Annotated in this window: 14 protein-coding genes; 2 read left to right on the forward strand and 12 right to left on the reverse strand. The window is 55.2% G+C overall.

The genetic code is table 11. The annotated features are described in order from the left end of the window. Positions 1-96 precede the first annotated feature (96 nt). Entirely contained in the window at positions 97-1,326 is a 1,230-nt protein-coding gene (locus ACR0KN_RS03180) for an acyl-CoA dehydrogenase (RefSeq protein WP_170539713.1), read from the reverse strand. 98 nt (positions 1,327-1,424) lie between these two features. Between ACR0KN_RS03180 and ACR0KN_RS03185 the strand changes: the two genes are divergently transcribed. Continuing rightward, positions 1,425-2,336, forward strand: coding sequence for a LysR substrate-binding domain-containing protein (locus ACR0KN_RS03185; RefSeq protein ID WP_480651307.1), 912 nt, complete (start codon positions 1,425-1,427; stop codon positions 2,334-2,336). Here the strand turns inward: ACR0KN_RS03185 and phoB are convergent. The 10 genes from phoB to ACR0KN_RS03235 form a co-directional block, all read right to left on the reverse strand. After that, positions 2,333-3,022, reverse strand: a complete 690-nt coding sequence (phoB, locus tag ACR0KN_RS03190) for a phosphate regulon transcriptional regulator PhoB (protein ID WP_480651309.1) — start codon at positions 3,020-3,022, stop codon at positions 2,333-2,335. The two genes, ACR0KN_RS03185 and phoB, sit on opposite strands and share 4 nt — an antisense overlap. 12 nt (positions 3,023-3,034) lie before the next feature. After that, positions 3,035-3,736 (reverse strand): phosphate signaling complex protein PhoU, encoded by a 702-nt coding sequence (gene phoU / locus ACR0KN_RS03195; protein WP_480651311.1) that lies wholly within the window; start codon positions 3,734-3,736, stop codon positions 3,035-3,037. Positions 3,737-3,752: 16 nt separating this feature from the next. Continuing rightward, positions 3,753-4,550 carry a phosphate ABC transporter ATP-binding protein PstB gene (gene pstB / locus ACR0KN_RS03200; RefSeq protein ID WP_480651313.1) on the reverse strand — a complete coding sequence of 266 codons (798 nt, stop codon included), beginning with the start codon at positions 4,548-4,550 and terminating at the stop codon, positions 3,753-3,755. 12 nt (positions 4,551-4,562) lie between these two features. Next, positions 4,563-5,921 carry a phosphate ABC transporter permease PstA gene (gene pstA, locus ACR0KN_RS03205; protein ID WP_480651315.1) on the reverse strand — a complete coding sequence of 453 codons (1,359 nt, stop codon included), beginning with the start codon at positions 5,919-5,921 and terminating at the stop codon, positions 4,563-4,565. Beyond that, positions 5,918-7,390: a phosphate ABC transporter permease subunit PstC gene (gene pstC / locus ACR0KN_RS03210; protein ID WP_480651317.1), complete on the reverse strand. Its 1,473-nt coding sequence runs from the start codon at positions 7,388-7,390 to the stop codon at positions 5,918-5,920. The genes pstA and pstC overlap by 4 nt, the downstream gene beginning before the upstream one ends. Before the next feature lie 82 nt (positions 7,391-7,472). Beyond that, positions 7,473-8,528 (reverse strand): substrate-binding domain-containing protein, encoded by a 1,056-nt coding sequence (locus ACR0KN_RS03215; protein ID WP_170470255.1) that lies wholly within the window; start codon positions 8,526-8,528, stop codon positions 7,473-7,475. Positions 8,529-8,708: 180 nt separating this feature from the next. Next, entirely contained in the window at positions 8,709-9,740 is a 1,032-nt protein-coding gene (locus ACR0KN_RS03220; protein ID WP_480651319.1) for a sensor histidine kinase, read from the reverse strand. Between the two features lie 6 nt (positions 9,741-9,746). Beyond that, the gene (locus ACR0KN_RS03225) at positions 9,747-10,268 is read right to left on the reverse strand and encodes a gamma carbonic anhydrase family protein (RefSeq protein ID WP_170470261.1); all 522 of its coding nucleotides are present in this window, start codon (positions 10,266-10,268) and stop codon (positions 9,747-9,749) included. Continuing rightward, entirely contained in the window at positions 10,265-10,906 is a 642-nt protein-coding gene (gmk, locus tag ACR0KN_RS03230; protein WP_170539741.1) for a guanylate kinase, read from the reverse strand. The genes ACR0KN_RS03225 and gmk overlap by 4 nt, the downstream gene beginning before the upstream one ends. Before the next feature lie 15 nt (positions 10,907-10,921). Then, positions 10,922-11,812: a YicC/YloC family endoribonuclease gene (locus ACR0KN_RS03235; protein ID WP_480651321.1), complete on the reverse strand. Its 891-nt coding sequence runs from the start codon at positions 11,810-11,812 to the stop codon at positions 10,922-10,924. Positions 11,813-12,044: 232 nt separating this feature from the next. Here ACR0KN_RS03235 and ACR0KN_RS03240 point away from each other — a divergent pair, with 232 nt between their 5' ends. Further along, the gene (locus ACR0KN_RS03240; RefSeq protein ID WP_480651323.1) at positions 12,045-12,716 is read left to right on the forward strand and encodes a PAS domain-containing protein; all 672 of its coding nucleotides are present in this window, start codon (positions 12,045-12,047) and stop codon (positions 12,714-12,716) included. 51 nt (positions 12,717-12,767) lie between these two features. On the opposite strand, the gene ACR0KN_RS03245 is transcribed toward ACR0KN_RS03240, so the two are convergent. Then, positions 12,768-14,138: a class II 3-deoxy-7-phosphoheptulonate synthase gene (locus ACR0KN_RS03245; RefSeq protein WP_010440176.1), complete on the reverse strand. Its 1,371-nt coding sequence runs from the start codon at positions 14,136-14,138 to the stop codon at positions 12,768-12,770. Positions 14,139-14,173: the final 35 nt, after the last annotated feature.

Raw genomic sequence — 14,173 nt, forward strand, 5'->3', positions numbered from 1 at the left:
CATCCTAGGAAACCACAGCCAATGCGGATTAGCCAGCTGTGGTTTACTCATCCCAATATTTACATAATACCGATTATGCAACTAATCGATATAGCTTCAGTAAAACGCCTGCAGACCTGTTTGCGCCCGCCCCAGGATCAATGCATGGACATCATGTGTCCCCTCATAGGTATTGACGGTCTCCAGATTGATCATGTGGCGCACGACTTGGAATTCGAGCGATATCCCATTGCCGCCGTGCATATCACGCGCCATTCGAGCGATGTCCAACGCCTTACCGCAATTGTTGCGTTTGATGATCGAGATCATCTCAGGTGCAGCCTCGGCCTGATCCATCAAACGTCCGACACGCAAGCTTGCCTGCAAGCCGAGTGAGATTTCGGTTTGCATCTCTGCTAGTTTGCGCTGAAACAGTTGGGTCTGTGCCAGAGGGCGATTGAACTGCTTGCGATCTAATCCGTATTGGCGAGCTGCGTGCCAACAACATTCCGCCGCACCCATCGCACCCCAACTGATACCAAAGCGTGCGCGGTTCAAGCAGCCGAACGGGCCCTTTAGGCCTTGAACATGAGGCAGCAAGGCACCCTCGTCCACTTCAACACCATCCATGACGATTTCACCGGTGATCGAGGTTCGCAGACTCAACTTGTTTTCGATCTTCGGAGCACTCAATCCCTTGGCACCTTTGTCCAACACAAATCCGCGGATCTTACCGTCATGCGCATCGGATTTGGCCCAGACCACAAAAACGTCGGCAATCGGCGCGTTTGATATCCACATCTTACTGCCGGTCAAGCGATAGCCACCATCAATCTTCTCGGCGCGGGTTTTCATTGCCGCCGGATCAGAACCCGCATCCGGTTCCGTCAGGCCAAAGCAGCCGATCCATTCTCCGCTGGCCAGTTTCGGCAGGTATTTGCGCCGCTGTTCCTCGCTGCCATAGGCATAGATTGGATACATCACCAACGAGCTTTGCACCGACATCATCGAACGATAGCCAGAATCCACACGTTCGACTTCGCGCGCTACCAGTCCATAGGTGACATAACCGGCACCAATTCCACCGTATTCCTCAGGAATTGTCGTGCCGAGTAGACCCATTTCACCCATCTCACGAAAGATTTCTGGGTCCGTTTCTTCGTTTTGGAAAGCCTGAGTAACGCGCGGCTGTAGTTTTTCTTGAGCATAAGCACGCGCGCTGTCGGCGATCAGGCGTTCATCCTCTTCCAACTGGTCAGACAGGCGGAATGGATCATCCCAGTTGAAACTGCCAAGTTCGGGCGCATCCTTCGCGCGCAGGACCGGTTTTGTATCTGGAGCATTCATTTTGTTTCTCCGGCAGGAATGGGTTTGCACAATCATAACCTGAGCTATTGTCAAAAAACAGCGAGACATTTGCATGGTTTCATGATCAAAACGCATAGATGAGACCGAACCGCCCTACTCTACCGCCCATATCTGCACTGCGCGCGCTTGAAGCTTTGGATCGACTTGGGTCAGCATCGGCAGTCGCTGATGAAATGGCTCTGACGCAAAGCGCTGTCAGCCGACAACTTCAGACACTCGAGGCGCATCTGGGCGCCGAGTTGGTTAGTCGTGATCGAAAGCGACTATCACTCACAAAGGCGGGGCAGGACTACGTCCGGGAAATTCGGCCAGCCTTGTCGCAGATCGCACAGGCTGCATTGAAATTGCATGTTGCTCCGGTCGGTGGAACACTAAACTTGGCGATCCTGCCAACGTTCGGAATGCGTTGGCTGGTGCCGCGTCTTCCCGACTTTGCGCGGCTCCACCCTGATATTACGATCAACATGACCACGCGACTGAGACCATTCAGCTTTGCATCCGAACCCTTTGATGCGGCATTACATTTTGGGGAGCCGGATTGGCCCGGAACCGATCGCTTGTTGTTGAGTATGGAGCGTGTTCTGCCTGTTTGCGCGCCCGGCCTCTTGCCGCAAGGCGCGCCAACCTCTCCTCGAGACTTACTCAAACTGCCTTTGTTGCACATCCAGACCCGACCCCGTGCATGGCAAGACTGGTTTCGCCAAATGGGAATCGAACATCAGCACCCACTACCCGGCACGGTCCACGACCAGTTCAACACGATCAATCAAGCTGCGTTGCATGGATTGGGTGTGGCGCTACTGCCGAACTATCTGGTCGAACAGGACCTGGCGACCGGCAAACTGATTGCGGCTTTCCCAAACGCAATTGAGGCTATGGGTGCCTATTATCTGGTTTGGCCGCGCGAAAAGTCCGACGACGACGCCCTGCGGCAGTTCAGACATTGGTTGGCGTCTCAAGCACAAACCGAAGAAGCGCTACCGCGTTAGCCCAACGCGTACCCTGCCCCACGAACCGTACGCACCGGATCTTCACCGCCGTGCTGTGTCAATGCTTTGCGCAAGCGACCGATATGGACATCAACGGTGCGTGTATCGACATAGATATCGCGCCCCCAAACACGGTCAAGCAATTGCTCGCGACTCCAGACGCGGCCGGGTTTTTCCATGAATGTGCTCAGCAGCCGGAATTCAGTTGGTCCCAATTTCAAAGGCTTATCGTCTCGGCTGACCTTGTGGGTCTCGGAATCCAGAATGATATCATCGAACTCCAGTCGGATACCAACAGTCGCTGGCCTCACTCGCCGCAGTTGCGTCCGGACACGCGCCATTAATTCCACGATCGAGTACGGTTTGACCACATAATCATCCGCGCCCGTCTCGAGGCCGCGCACCTTGTCGACCTCCTCGGACCGGGCTGACAGCATGATGATCGGGATCGAGCGCGTGTCAGACCGCGATTTCAATCGACGGCAGACCTCGATACCACTGAGATTGGGCATCATCCAATCGAGAACGATTATGTCAGGGCGATCTTCATCGACCAGCAGTAAAGCTTCTTCCCCATTGGCAGCGCGTGATACGCGAAACCCTTCGGCGTCCAGATTATAGGCCAGCACCTCTCGCTGGGCCAGTTCATCCTCAACCACCAGTACCGTCGGTTGATCAGCGGACATGTCCAAAGTCTCCTAGATCGTTTGCGACGTGTTATCAGCTTTGGGCCGGGCTTCGCTGGGCCGCTCACCCGTAACGAGATAAACAACCTGCTCGGCGATCGCTGTCACGTGGTCGCCCATCCGTTCGATGTTCTTTGCGATGAAATGCAGGTGCATGCAGGATGATATGTTGCGCGGGTCCTCAGCCATGAAGGTCAGGAACTCGCGGAACAAGCCGTTATACATTTGGTCCACTTCCTGATCGCGTTCGATTACGTCGGTGGCCAATTCTGCATCTCGCTGGATGTAAGCATCCAGCGCATCTCGCAACATCAGTTCAACTTCGCGCGCCATGCGACGCAGCGCGGCGGCGCTGCCGTTGATCTCGCCCGCATTGACCAGAACGGTGGTTCGCTTTGCGATGTTCTTGGAGTAATCGCCGATCCGCTCGAGGTTGGCTGAAACCTTGAGCACCGACAGAACCAATCGTAGATCACCTGCCGTCGGGGCACGCAACGCAATCAGCCGTGCGGTTTCTTCGTTGATCAATTCTTCCAGCGCATCGATGGCCTTATCGCCCTGCCGCACTTCCTGCGCCAATTCCTCGTCGCGGGCTTCCAGCGAACGGGCGGCGTCCATGATGGCGGCTTCGACCAAGCCACCCATCTTCATAATATGGGCTTGAATCTCCTCGAGATCCCGGTCGAACGCGGATGCAATATGTTGTTCGGTCATGTCTGAATACCTGTTCTCAGCCGATCCGGCCGGTAATGTAGCTTTCGGTCCGGGGGTCTTCGGGATTTGTAAATATCTGGCCGGTCTCACCAAATTCGACCAGATTGCCCAGGTGGAAAAACGCGGTCTTTTGGCTGACACGCGCGGCCTGCTGCATCGAGTGGGTAACAATCACCACCGAATACCGCTTACGCAGATCATCTATCAGTTCTTCGACCTGTGCCGTCGCAATCGGGTCTAGCGCCGAGCATGGCTCGTCCATCAGCAAAACCTCTGGTTCGGTCGCGACGGCGCGGGCGATACATAGGCGCTGCTGCTGGCCACCGGACAGGCCTGTTCCGGGCGCGTCCAGACGATCCTTCACCTCGTCCCAGATAGCGCCGCGGCGCAGGGATTTCTCAACGATCTCATCCAGTTCCGCTTTGTTCTTCGCAAGGCCGTGAATGCGTGGACCATAGGCGACGTTGTCATAGATCGACTTTGGAAACGGGTTGGGCTTCTGGAACACCATGCCCACTTTGGCACGCAGCTGCACCGGATCGACCCGTTTGTCATAGATATCTTCACCGTCCAACAGAATATCCCCTGTGACGCGGCAGATATCGATGGTGTCGTTCATTCGGTTCAGGCAGCGCAGGAACGTGGACTTGCCGCAGCCCGAGGGGCCGATGAAGGCGGTAACCGTCTTGTCCTCGATCTCGACATTCACGTCCTTGATGGCATGGGTATCGCCATAGTGGACCTGAACATTATTCGCGGCGATCTTGATTACTTTGGAGTCCACGGTTCTCTCCACTCGTGTCATATCGTTCATCATAGCCCCCTCTTACCAGCGGCGTTCAAAGCGGCGGCGCAGGATGACCGCAATGGTGTTCATTGTCACGAGGAAGATCAACAGAATGATGATGCCCCCCCATGCACGTTCGTAAAAGGCCGGGTCAGCGCGTTTGGACCATTCATAGATCTGCGCAGGCATGGCCGAGTTCGGAGACAGGAACCCCGCAACGATTCCGTCCGGCGGGTTTGAAGCGATAAAGCCTACCATCCCGATCAGCAGCAACGGAGCCGTTTCCCCCAGCGCTTGCGCCAGGCCGATGATAGTACCCGTCAGGATGCCCGGTGCTGCCAGTGGCAGGACATGGTGGAACACTGCCTGCATTTTCGAGGCCCCTACCCCAAGCGCCGCATCTCGGATCGAAGGCGGCACCGCCTTAAGTGAAGCGCGGGTTGAGATGATGATCGTGGGCAGCGTCATCAGCGTCAGCACCAATCCACCCACCAGCGGGGCTGAGGTCGGCAGGTGCATGTAGTTGATGAACACCGCCAGTCCGAGGATACCAAACACGATGGACGGTACGGCTGCGAGGTTCGAGATGTTCACCTCGATGATATCGGTCAGCCGGTTTTGCGGCGCAAATTCCTCAAGATAGATTGAAGCGGCTACACCAATGGGCAATGCCAGTGCCAGCACCACGAACATCATGAACAGTGAGCCGAGCATGGATACACCGATCCCGGCCGCTTCGGGCCGCTGGTCAGAGGCGTCCGAGCCAAAGATGAAATCCGGGTTGAAGGCTTTGTATAAGATGCCCGCATCCCTTAGCTGGTCAACAAAGTCCAACTGCGCGACCGAGATGCTCTTGTCATTAGCAATAGACTCGCGCGTCACGCGACCTTTCATGTAACCATCGACACGGCTGTTGACCAGAAAGCGGAAGCTTACGGTTTTTCCAATCTCATCCGGATTGGCGATAACATAGTTCCTCAGTTCTGCTTGTGCGGCCTTCGACAGAATCTTACCCATTTCTTTGGGATTCAGATCGGTTTGAATGCCAAGCTTTTGTACTTCGGATTCCAACGCCGAAGCGATCAATGGGGCGTAACCAAAGGTTGAGACCTTTTTGATATCCTCGATGTTACGATTGCCCTTTTTATCCAGCTTGTCTTCCTTCAGCTCGACATTCAGCTCAAGAAAGCTTTGTTGGAAGGCCCCGGTACCGGCGGTCACGATATTGGTCACCAGAACGATCAACATCAGCAGACCGATACCGATAGCGGCGATGCCATACAGTTTGAACCGCCCCTCAGCGGCATTGCGACGTTTAGTGCGTGCGTCCTTATCAAACAGCGAACCTTTGGGTTTCGCAGCAGAAGAAGCGCCAGGGGATTGGGAAATATCGGTCATTCGTACTGCTCCCGGTATTTGCGTACGATGTAGAGGGCGAAGATATTCAGCCCCAGCGTGATGACGAACAGCGTGAGACCCAGTGCGAAGGCCACCAGCGTTTCAGGGCTTGCAAAGTCGGTATCGCCGGTCAGTTGGCTGACGATACGGGTGGTGATAGTCGTCATCGCCTCAAAGGGATTACCCGAGAATTTCGCAATCGCACCGGCCGCCATAACCACGATCATGGTCTCACCGATGGCGCGACTTGCTGCCAGCAGGATCGCACCGACGATCCCCGGCAGCGCTGCCGGCAAGACCACCTGACGCACAGTCTCGGACTTGGTTGCCCCCAACCCAAGCGAGCCATCTCGCATCGATTGGGGCACCGCGTTGATGATGTCATCCGACAGCGAGGATACAAACGGGATCAGCATGATCCCCATAACCAGACCTGCAGTCAGAACGGCGTTGGAACTTGCCATCCAGCCAAGCCCCAGTGCCCCGCCGTCCCCGAACAGGGACACCAGCGCCGGACCAACGGTCAACAAAGCAAACAAACCGTAAACGATGGTTGGGATACCGGCGAGAATTTCAAGCAGCGGCTTGGCAATCGACCGGGTCGCTCCGGTCGCGTATTCCGACAGATATATCGCCGCAAAAAGGCCAATCGGCACTGCCACCAGCAGCGCGAGAACCGAAATGTATAGCGTGCCCCACAGCAGCGGCAGGATCGAAAGCTCACTACCTCCACGGAAGTTCGGGGCCCATGTGCTGCCAAAGAAAAAGTCTTTCCATGAATGCAGTTGGAAGAAATTCATCGTCTCGAACAGCATTGAAAGAACGATGCCTACGGTTGTCAGAATGGCGATAGAAGCGGCCAGGAGAAGCAGCGCCAAAATACCTTGCTCGACTACATTGCGGGCGCGGAATTCCTTGTGCGTGCGGATATACGCAAAGGCGGCTCCCAAAAGCGCAACGACCAGAACCACGATCTGCATCGCGGTTGAACCGGTCGACGTCATGCTACGGTACTTTTGCGCGGCCAACAGAATGGGCTTTGAGATATCTTGGGTTAACACCTGACCTGCATCTTTCAGCGATTGTGTCAGCGCTTCGATATCTGCATCGGCGTTGCGCGCCTGCACCTCGGACAGCAGTCCAGACGCAATCGCACCGTCTAACCCATAGGCGACGCGGCGAACTTCGCTCATGACCAGACCACGATCAGAGCCTTCGGCGATCGCAGTGTCAGGGATCATACCTGACACCGTGTTGTTCACAATCAATGGCTGCACCAGAAGCCACAGGATCAGCAATCCCAGCGCGGGGACAAGCGCGGTAAGCGCGACATTGTACCCATAATAGGATGGCAAGGAATGCAATGCGCGCGCATCACCCTCGGCACTTGCCAAGGCGCGGGACCGGCCCGCGAAGTACCCAAGCACCGCCAAAGCAAGCAGGGTGAGCAAAATCCAGGATAACGCCATGTGAACTCCGTGGGTATGGCAGAGTTGGAGTCAAAAATAACCGGGGCGTGTTTGCATCGCCCCGGTTCATAAGTTCTATGGTTTAAGAACCGCCGCCCAGAACGGTTTCATTGGCAACAGCTTCCTGAACCTTGATCAGTTCCGGATCCGACACCAGGCCGTATTCGGCCAGTGGGCCATCAGGGCCAGCAATCTCGTCCGCGACGAAGAATTCAGCATATTCCTTCAGACCGGGGATCACACCGATATGCGCTTTCTTTACGTAAAAGAACAGCGGACGAGAGACCGGGTATTCGCCGGTTGCAATCGATTCGGTCGAAGGAACCACGTCGGACATGGTGGCAACCTGCAGCTTGTCTGTGTTATTCTCGTAGAACGCCAGACCAAAGACGCCGATGCCGTCTTTGTTGCTGTCGATGCGGGCCAGAGTTTCAGTGTAGTCGCCGTCGATGTCTACTGAAACGCCATCAGTACGCAGCGCGATACAAGCTTTTTCAGCGGCTTTTTTCTTGGCTTTGTCGCTATCACCTTCGGCAGCGGCCAGATAGGCGTCAAAATCGCCGGTGTGCTCGCAACCTGCCAGGATCACTTTGTCTTCGAACACTTCACGGGTGCCGTGTTTGGTGCCAGGAACGAAGGCAGCAATCGGCTGAGCAGGGAAGTTCGGGTTCACCTGATCCCAAGTTTTGTAGGGGTTGTCGACCAGCTGGCCGTCAACAACAACCTGAGCGGAAAGGGCTTTGTACCAGTCATCCGGTGTGAACGCGAACGAGTTGCCGTTGATGTCGGATGCAAACACGATGCCGTCATAGCCGATCTGAACTTCGATGATGTCGGTAACACCAGCATCTGCGCAGGCTTTGATCTCTTTTTCGCGAATCTTGCGCGATGCGTTGGCGACGTCGATGGTGTTTTCACCCACGCCTTCGCAGAAACGCTTGAGACCAGCAGAAGAGCCACCGGATTCAACAACAGGTGTCGGAAAATCAAAGTTCTCACCGAAGGCTTCAGCAACAATCGAAGCGTAAGGTAGAACGGTTGACGAGCCAGCAACCTGAACCTGATCACGAGCGGCCGCAGTGGTCGCCGATACGGCAGCGATGGCCAGAGCCGAAGCCGACAGTTTTACAAAGGACATCCCAGTCTCCTTGAGAAATATACGTTCTGATCACCCCTATGATGATCTGGGCGAAGCACTATGACGCTCGCGTAAGTCTTTTGTGACAGGCATGTAACAGTTTCATGACAACTCACGAATTTCTCAGAAATTCTTAACTTGACGAGGCGTCATGACTGGATGCCAACCGTCCGCGCAATTTCAACGCGGCAAGATCACCGTAAAAACGGCACCTTGTCCCAACTCGCTATCCACTTTCAGTCGTCCGCGATGGCGATTGACGATGTGTTTTACGATCGCCAAACCCAGCCCCGTTCCACCCAATTCGCGTGAGCGGTGGCTGTCTGCCCGATAGAATCGCTCGGTCAGCCTGGGAAGATGCTTGGCATCGATGCCGGGACCCTGATCTATGATCTTGATCCGCACGGCTGGCCCGCGCATTGCAGTATCTCGCTCGGACAGATTCACAATCACATCGACTTGGCCACCACTCCCACCGTATTTGATCGCGTTTTCAACAAGGTTAGTGAAAACCTGACGTAACTGATCGCTGTCCCCAACCATCGTGATTGGCTCGTTCGGGGCATTCAGTGATAGCTCGACACCTGCATCATCTGCCAATGGCCGTAGCGTGTTCAACGTCGACTGAATTAACCCGGTCAGCTCCAATGGTTCCTTGGGCCTGACCCGCTCTTCACTTTCGACCCGATTAAGCGAGAGCAGATCCCCCACCAGCCGGTTCATTCGATTGGCCTCATCCGCCATGATCTGCAGAAACCGATCACGTGCTGCTGTGTCATCACGGGCCGGGCCTTGCAGGGTTTCGATAAACCCCATCAGCGCCGTCAGAGGTGTCCGCAGTTCGTGGCTGACATTGGCTACAAAATCGCGGCGCATCTGGCCGGCCTGTTCCAGATGCGTGACATCCTGAAATACAACCAGTACGGCATCGGTCCCATTGACGGGCCTGCACTGTACCTCAAAAGTGGTATCCTGCGCACCGTCATTTGACAGATGTCGCGCCCGACCCGGTTCTTTCGAACGGAGGCTCTGCTCAACCGCATCTATGATCTGCGGTTGCCGCAGGATCGTTGCAAAGTGCCGGCCTTCAATGGCTTGGCCCAACAGAGACAAGGCCTCAGTATTCGCAGCAACGATCCGCTCGGTTTGCCCGACCAGAAGCGCTGGTGCGGGAATGGCAGAGACAAGATCAGCGAGCAAAGTGTCAGTCATGCAAACTCAGACCGGTCGCAGAGAATCGCGAAAATTACGCATGTTTTCCTGATAATGCAGCGCACTCAAAGTCAGCTTTTGTGCAGTTGCATCATCAATCTGTCGCACGACCTTACCGGGTGATCCCATGACAAGTGAGTTATCGGGGATTTCCTTGCCTTCCGTAACAAGCGCCCCTGCCCCGATCAAACAGTTTTTGCCGATCTTTGCACCGTTCAATATGATGGCACCCATACCGATCAGAGAATTGTCTCCGATTGTGCAGCCGTGCAGCATGACCTTGTGACCAATGGTGCAATTCTGACCAATCGTCAGCGGATATCCGGCATCAATATGCATCACGCAGTTTTCCTGCACGTTGCTGCCAGCCCCCACTCGTATTTCCTCGTGATCCGCGCGGATGGTGCAGCCGAACCAAACCGAAGACCCCTGTTCCAATACTACCTTGCCAATCAAGTTGGCATCAGGCGCAACCCAAGTGTCTTCGTGTATCTTTGGTGTGTGTTTGCCCAAGGCGTAAATCGTCATGATAGACCATCGAATTCGGTTTGCAGGGCGCGGATGTGGTTTTGTAGGCTAGGCTGCTGAATTCGGCGCATCCGCTCGGCACTGACGATGGTTTTCAGTTTTTCCTCGGTTGCATCCAGATCATCGTTGATCAAGACGTAATCGTAGTACCCCCAATGACTGATCTCATCCCAACTTTTTAGCATGCGTTTGGCGATAACATCATCACTGTCCTGTCCGCGCCCTTCCAGTCTGCGCCGAAGCTCACGGATTGAAGGAGGAAGGATGAAAATTGACAACGCGTGTTTACCAAGATCAGAATTGCGAATCTGCACCTCACCTTGCCAATCAACATCAAACAGCACGTCACGCCCTTGCGTGATGGATTCACGCACCGGCCCCGCAGGTGAACCATAGAAGTTACCAAAAACATGAGCGTGTTCCAGCATTTGGCCATCTGCGACCTGTTGCTTGAACTCATCTTCCGAGAGGAAATAATACTCTCGCCCATGTTCCTCACCCGGGCGCGGCGCGCGGGTAGTGGCTGAGATTGAAAACTCAAGGCCGACATCCCACTGCATCAGGCGACGGGCCAGAGTAGATTTGCCTGCGCCCGACGGCGACGACAGAATGATTAGTAGACCGCGGCGATCCGCCATGTGATGTATCCGTCCTTATTCCACGTTCTGTACTTGCTCGCGCATCTGATCGATCACGGCCTTCAGCTCTAAACCGACTGCTGTCAGTTCGGCATTTTGCGATTTCGAGCAAAGCGTATTCGCTTCACGATTGAACTCCTGCATCAGGAAGTCCAGCTTGCGCCCGACCGGTCCGTCTTGCGACAACAGCGCGCGTGCCGCTGCAACATGCGCAATTAACCTGTCGATCTCTTCGGTAATGTCAGCCTTCACCGCAATAAGCGCAAGCTCCTGCGCAACTCGTTCAGGATCAGCACCTTGGGTGTTGTCGAGAACCCGTGCGAGATTGTCTCGCAATGCCTGTTCCATTTGCATCCGACGACCTTCGGCCAGTTTGACAGCTTGGTTTGTCAATTCAGCGATCTGGTCTAATTGCCCGCCAAGTATACCTGCTAGCGCTTTTCCTTCAGCACTTCGCATTTCAATAAATTCCAAAAGCAGCCCGCCAAACTCCGCTTTCAGCTTCTCAACAAGTGGCTCCGGATCATCACTATCACCGCCTACTTCCATCATCCCCTTCAGGGAAAGCAGATCGCTGGCCTTCGACGGCGCCAATAGCACACCGCGCGCGCCAGCCATGGCCTCGGTCTGAGCCAGCGCCTCCAGTGCAGCCTCCATCGCAGAAGTGTTCAGTTGGATATCTGCAGCGGTTTCCTCACGACTCAGCCGCAGGGACAGCGTGACATTGCCGCGATTGACTTGCTTTGACAGGTCGCTTCTCAGCGCGGCCTCAAGCCCTGTCAGCCAATCCGGCATTCGCAGACGCAGGTCCAACCCTTTGCCATTGACGCTGCGCAACTCCCAAGTCCAGCTATGGGGCCCGAACGCGCCCTTACCCGAGGCGAACCCGGTCATGGATTTGATCATGACTGCCCTTTCCGTCAAATTCACTGGTCGCACCTAATGCCATTGACCAGCAGGGGGCAAGTCCTTGCTCAAATACGGATCAATTCCGAGAGGTTAACCATTCGTTAAAGAATTACTCCAAAATTGTATTAACCCCTGTCAATCTTGCAGCGGAAAAGGCTGGTGGGTCGCAGCATTGCCCACTAGGTGGCATTTTAGAAAAATCGTGATCGATTGACGTCGGGGTGATGAAATGGAGAGGTTTTTCAGTACTAAATCCGGTTCTGAATTTGGAAAGATCATCGCGATGGACCGATTTGACAGTGGACGCAGCCTGTCCCCTATTCGTCAGGCCGAAGCCTATTGGACAGCATTGCTGACAGCAGATGGCGTTCCAATGCGGTCACAAATCGATCCGCGCGGGCTTGAGAATATACTGGAATACACCTTCATTCTTGAACGCATCGCACCCGGTCTTGCCCGATTTCGTCTGGCCGGGAGTCATCTGAATAAACTGGCGGGAATGGAAGTTCGCGGGATGCCGCTCACTTCGTTCTTCGAGCCCGATGCCCGAGATGACACCAAGCAGCTTCTAGATCAGGTGTTCTCTGCACCTGCAGTTGCCGAACTTGGGCTCGTTTCAAAGGGCAAGTTGGGTCGGGTAAGCTTACAAGCGCGCATGATCTTGCTGCCACTCAAGAGCGATCTGGGAGATATCAGCAGAGTCCTGGGTGTCATGGTCAGTGATGGGATGATCGGTGTCACGCCGCGCCGGTTCACAATATCCGATCACCGGGTACACAAGGTTTCCGATCTACAGACCCCGCCAAAACACGCACCGAACATGGCAGAAGGATTTGCCGAAAGTCCGAGCGGGTTCAAAGGCGCACCGCACCTAAAGCTGGTTTCGTCGCGGGATGAATAAAAAAACGGCGGGCAAGTTGCCCGCCGTTTTCGTCTTTGATCCATCGCTACTTTAGCTCGCGGCGCGCTTGCCCCGATCCCGGCGCAGATTGGTCAGTTCTTCCGCAACAAGGAAGGCCAGTTCTAGCGACTGCGACGCATTCAGGCGCGGGTCGCACGCTGTGTGATAGCGATCGGAAAGATCCTCTTCGGTCACAGCGCGGACACCGCCGGTGCATTCGGTGACGTCCAAACCGGTCATCTCAAAATGCACCCCACCCGGAACGGTGCCCTCGGCCTGATGCACTCCAAAGAAGTCGCGTACTTCGCGCAGAACGGAATCGAACGGTCGTGTCTTGTACCCGGTCGCCGATTTGATCGTGTTGCCATGCATCGGGTCACAAACCCAAGTGACCTTGGCACCTTCTTCTTTCACAGCCTGGACCAGACGCGGCAGATGCTCACCCGCTTTGCCTGCGCCGAAACGCGCGATCAAAGTCAGACGACCCTCTTCGTTTTCCGGGTTCAGTTTCGACATCAGAACCTTGAGGTCTTCGGCGCTGGTTGTCGGACCGCATTTCAGACCGATCGGGTTCAGGACGCCGCGGCAGAATTCGACATGCGCACCGTCGGGCTGGCGGGTACGATCGCCGATCCAGATCATGTGGCCCGAGCCAGCCAACCAATTGCCCGAGGTCGAATCCAGACGGGTCAGCGCCTCTTCGTACTCAAGCAGCAGGCCTTCATGGCTGGTGTAGAACTCTACCGACGAAAACTCATGCGTCGTATCCGCAGTGATGCCCGCCGCCCCCATGAAATCAATCGAATCCTGAATGCGGTCGGCGATCTCAGAGTATTTCTGAACGTCTTGTCCGTCGGCAAAGCCCAGTGTCCAGGAGTGGACATGGCTCATATCCGCGAAACCACCGGTCGAAAACGCGCGCAGCAGGTTTAGCGTGGCGGCCGCCTGAGTGTAGGCCTGCAGCATCTTGCTCGGATCAGGAATTCGGGCCTCGGGCGTGAAGTCCAGTTCGTTGATGATATCACCACGGTAGCTGGGCAGTTCTACACCATCCACAATTTCCGTTGGAGCGCTGCGTGGCTTGGCGAATTGACCCGCCATGCGGCCAACTTTGACCACAGGCACCTTGGCGCCATAGGTTAGCACCATCGCCATTTGCAGCATCACCTTGAACGTGTCACGGATAGCATCCGCACTGAACTGTTCAAAGCTTTCAGCACAATCACCGCCTTGCAGCAGGAATGCCTCACCACGGCCTGCAGCCCCCAAATGCTGCTTGAGCCGCCGCGCTTCGCCGGCAAAAACCAGCGGGGGATACTTTGAAAGCTGCGCCTCGACTTTTCCTAACGCAGCCGCGTCGGTATAGTCGGGCATCTGAACTCGGGGCTTGTTGCGCCAGTTCGTTTTTTGCCACTCGGTCATAGCTTGGATCTCCGCTGAGGTAATTCAGATCGTCT

Source organism: Ruegeria sp. AP7, from assembly GCF_056539905.1.

Coding starts and splice junctions, on each gene's coding strand:
- ACR0KN_RS03235 (WP_480651321.1), bottom strand. CDS start 11,812: ATGATCAAATCCATGACCGGGTTCGCCTCGGGTAAGGGCGCGTTCGGG.
- ACR0KN_RS03220 (WP_480651319.1), bottom strand. CDS start 9,740: ATGACTGACACTTTGCTCGCTGATCTTGTCTCTGCCATTCCCGCACCA.
- ACR0KN_RS03180 (WP_170539713.1), bottom strand. CDS start 1,326: ATGAATGCTCCAGATACAAAACCGGTCCTGCGCGCGAAGGATGCGCCC.
- ACR0KN_RS03225 (WP_170470261.1), bottom strand. CDS start 10,268: ATGACGATTTACGCCTTGGGCAAACACACACCAAAGATACACGAAGAC.
- pstC (WP_480651317.1), bottom strand. CDS start 7,390: ATGGCGTTATCCTGGATTTTGCTCACCCTGCTTGCTTTGGCGGTGCTT.
- gmk (WP_170539741.1), bottom strand. CDS start 10,906: ATGGCGGATCGCCGCGGTCTACTAATCATTCTGTCGTCGCCGTCGGGC.
- pstA (WP_480651315.1), bottom strand. CDS start 5,921: ATGACCGATATTTCCCAATCCCCTGGCGCTTCTTCTGCTGCGAAACCC.
- phoB (WP_480651309.1), bottom strand. CDS start 3,022: ATGTCCGCTGATCAACCGACGGTACTGGTGGTTGAGGATGAACTGGCC.
- ACR0KN_RS03245 (WP_010440176.1), bottom strand. CDS start 14,138: ATGACCGAGTGGCAAAAAACGAACTGGCGCAACAAGCCCCGAGTTCAG.
- ACR0KN_RS03215 (WP_170470255.1), bottom strand. CDS start 8,528: ATGTCCTTTGTAAAACTGTCGGCTTCGGCTCTGGCCATCGCTGCCGTA.
- phoU (WP_480651311.1), bottom strand. CDS start 3,736: ATGACCGAACAACATATTGCATCCGCGTTCGACCGGGATCTCGAGGAG.
- ACR0KN_RS03185 (WP_480651307.1), top strand. CDS start 1,425: ATGAGACCGAACCGCCCTACTCTACCGCCCATATCTGCACTGCGCGCG.
- pstB (WP_480651313.1), bottom strand. CDS start 4,550: ATGAACGATATGACACGAGTGGAGAGAACCGTGGACTCCAAAGTAATC.
- ACR0KN_RS03240 (WP_480651323.1), top strand. CDS start 12,045: ATGGAGAGGTTTTTCAGTACTAAATCCGGTTCTGAATTTGGAAAGATC.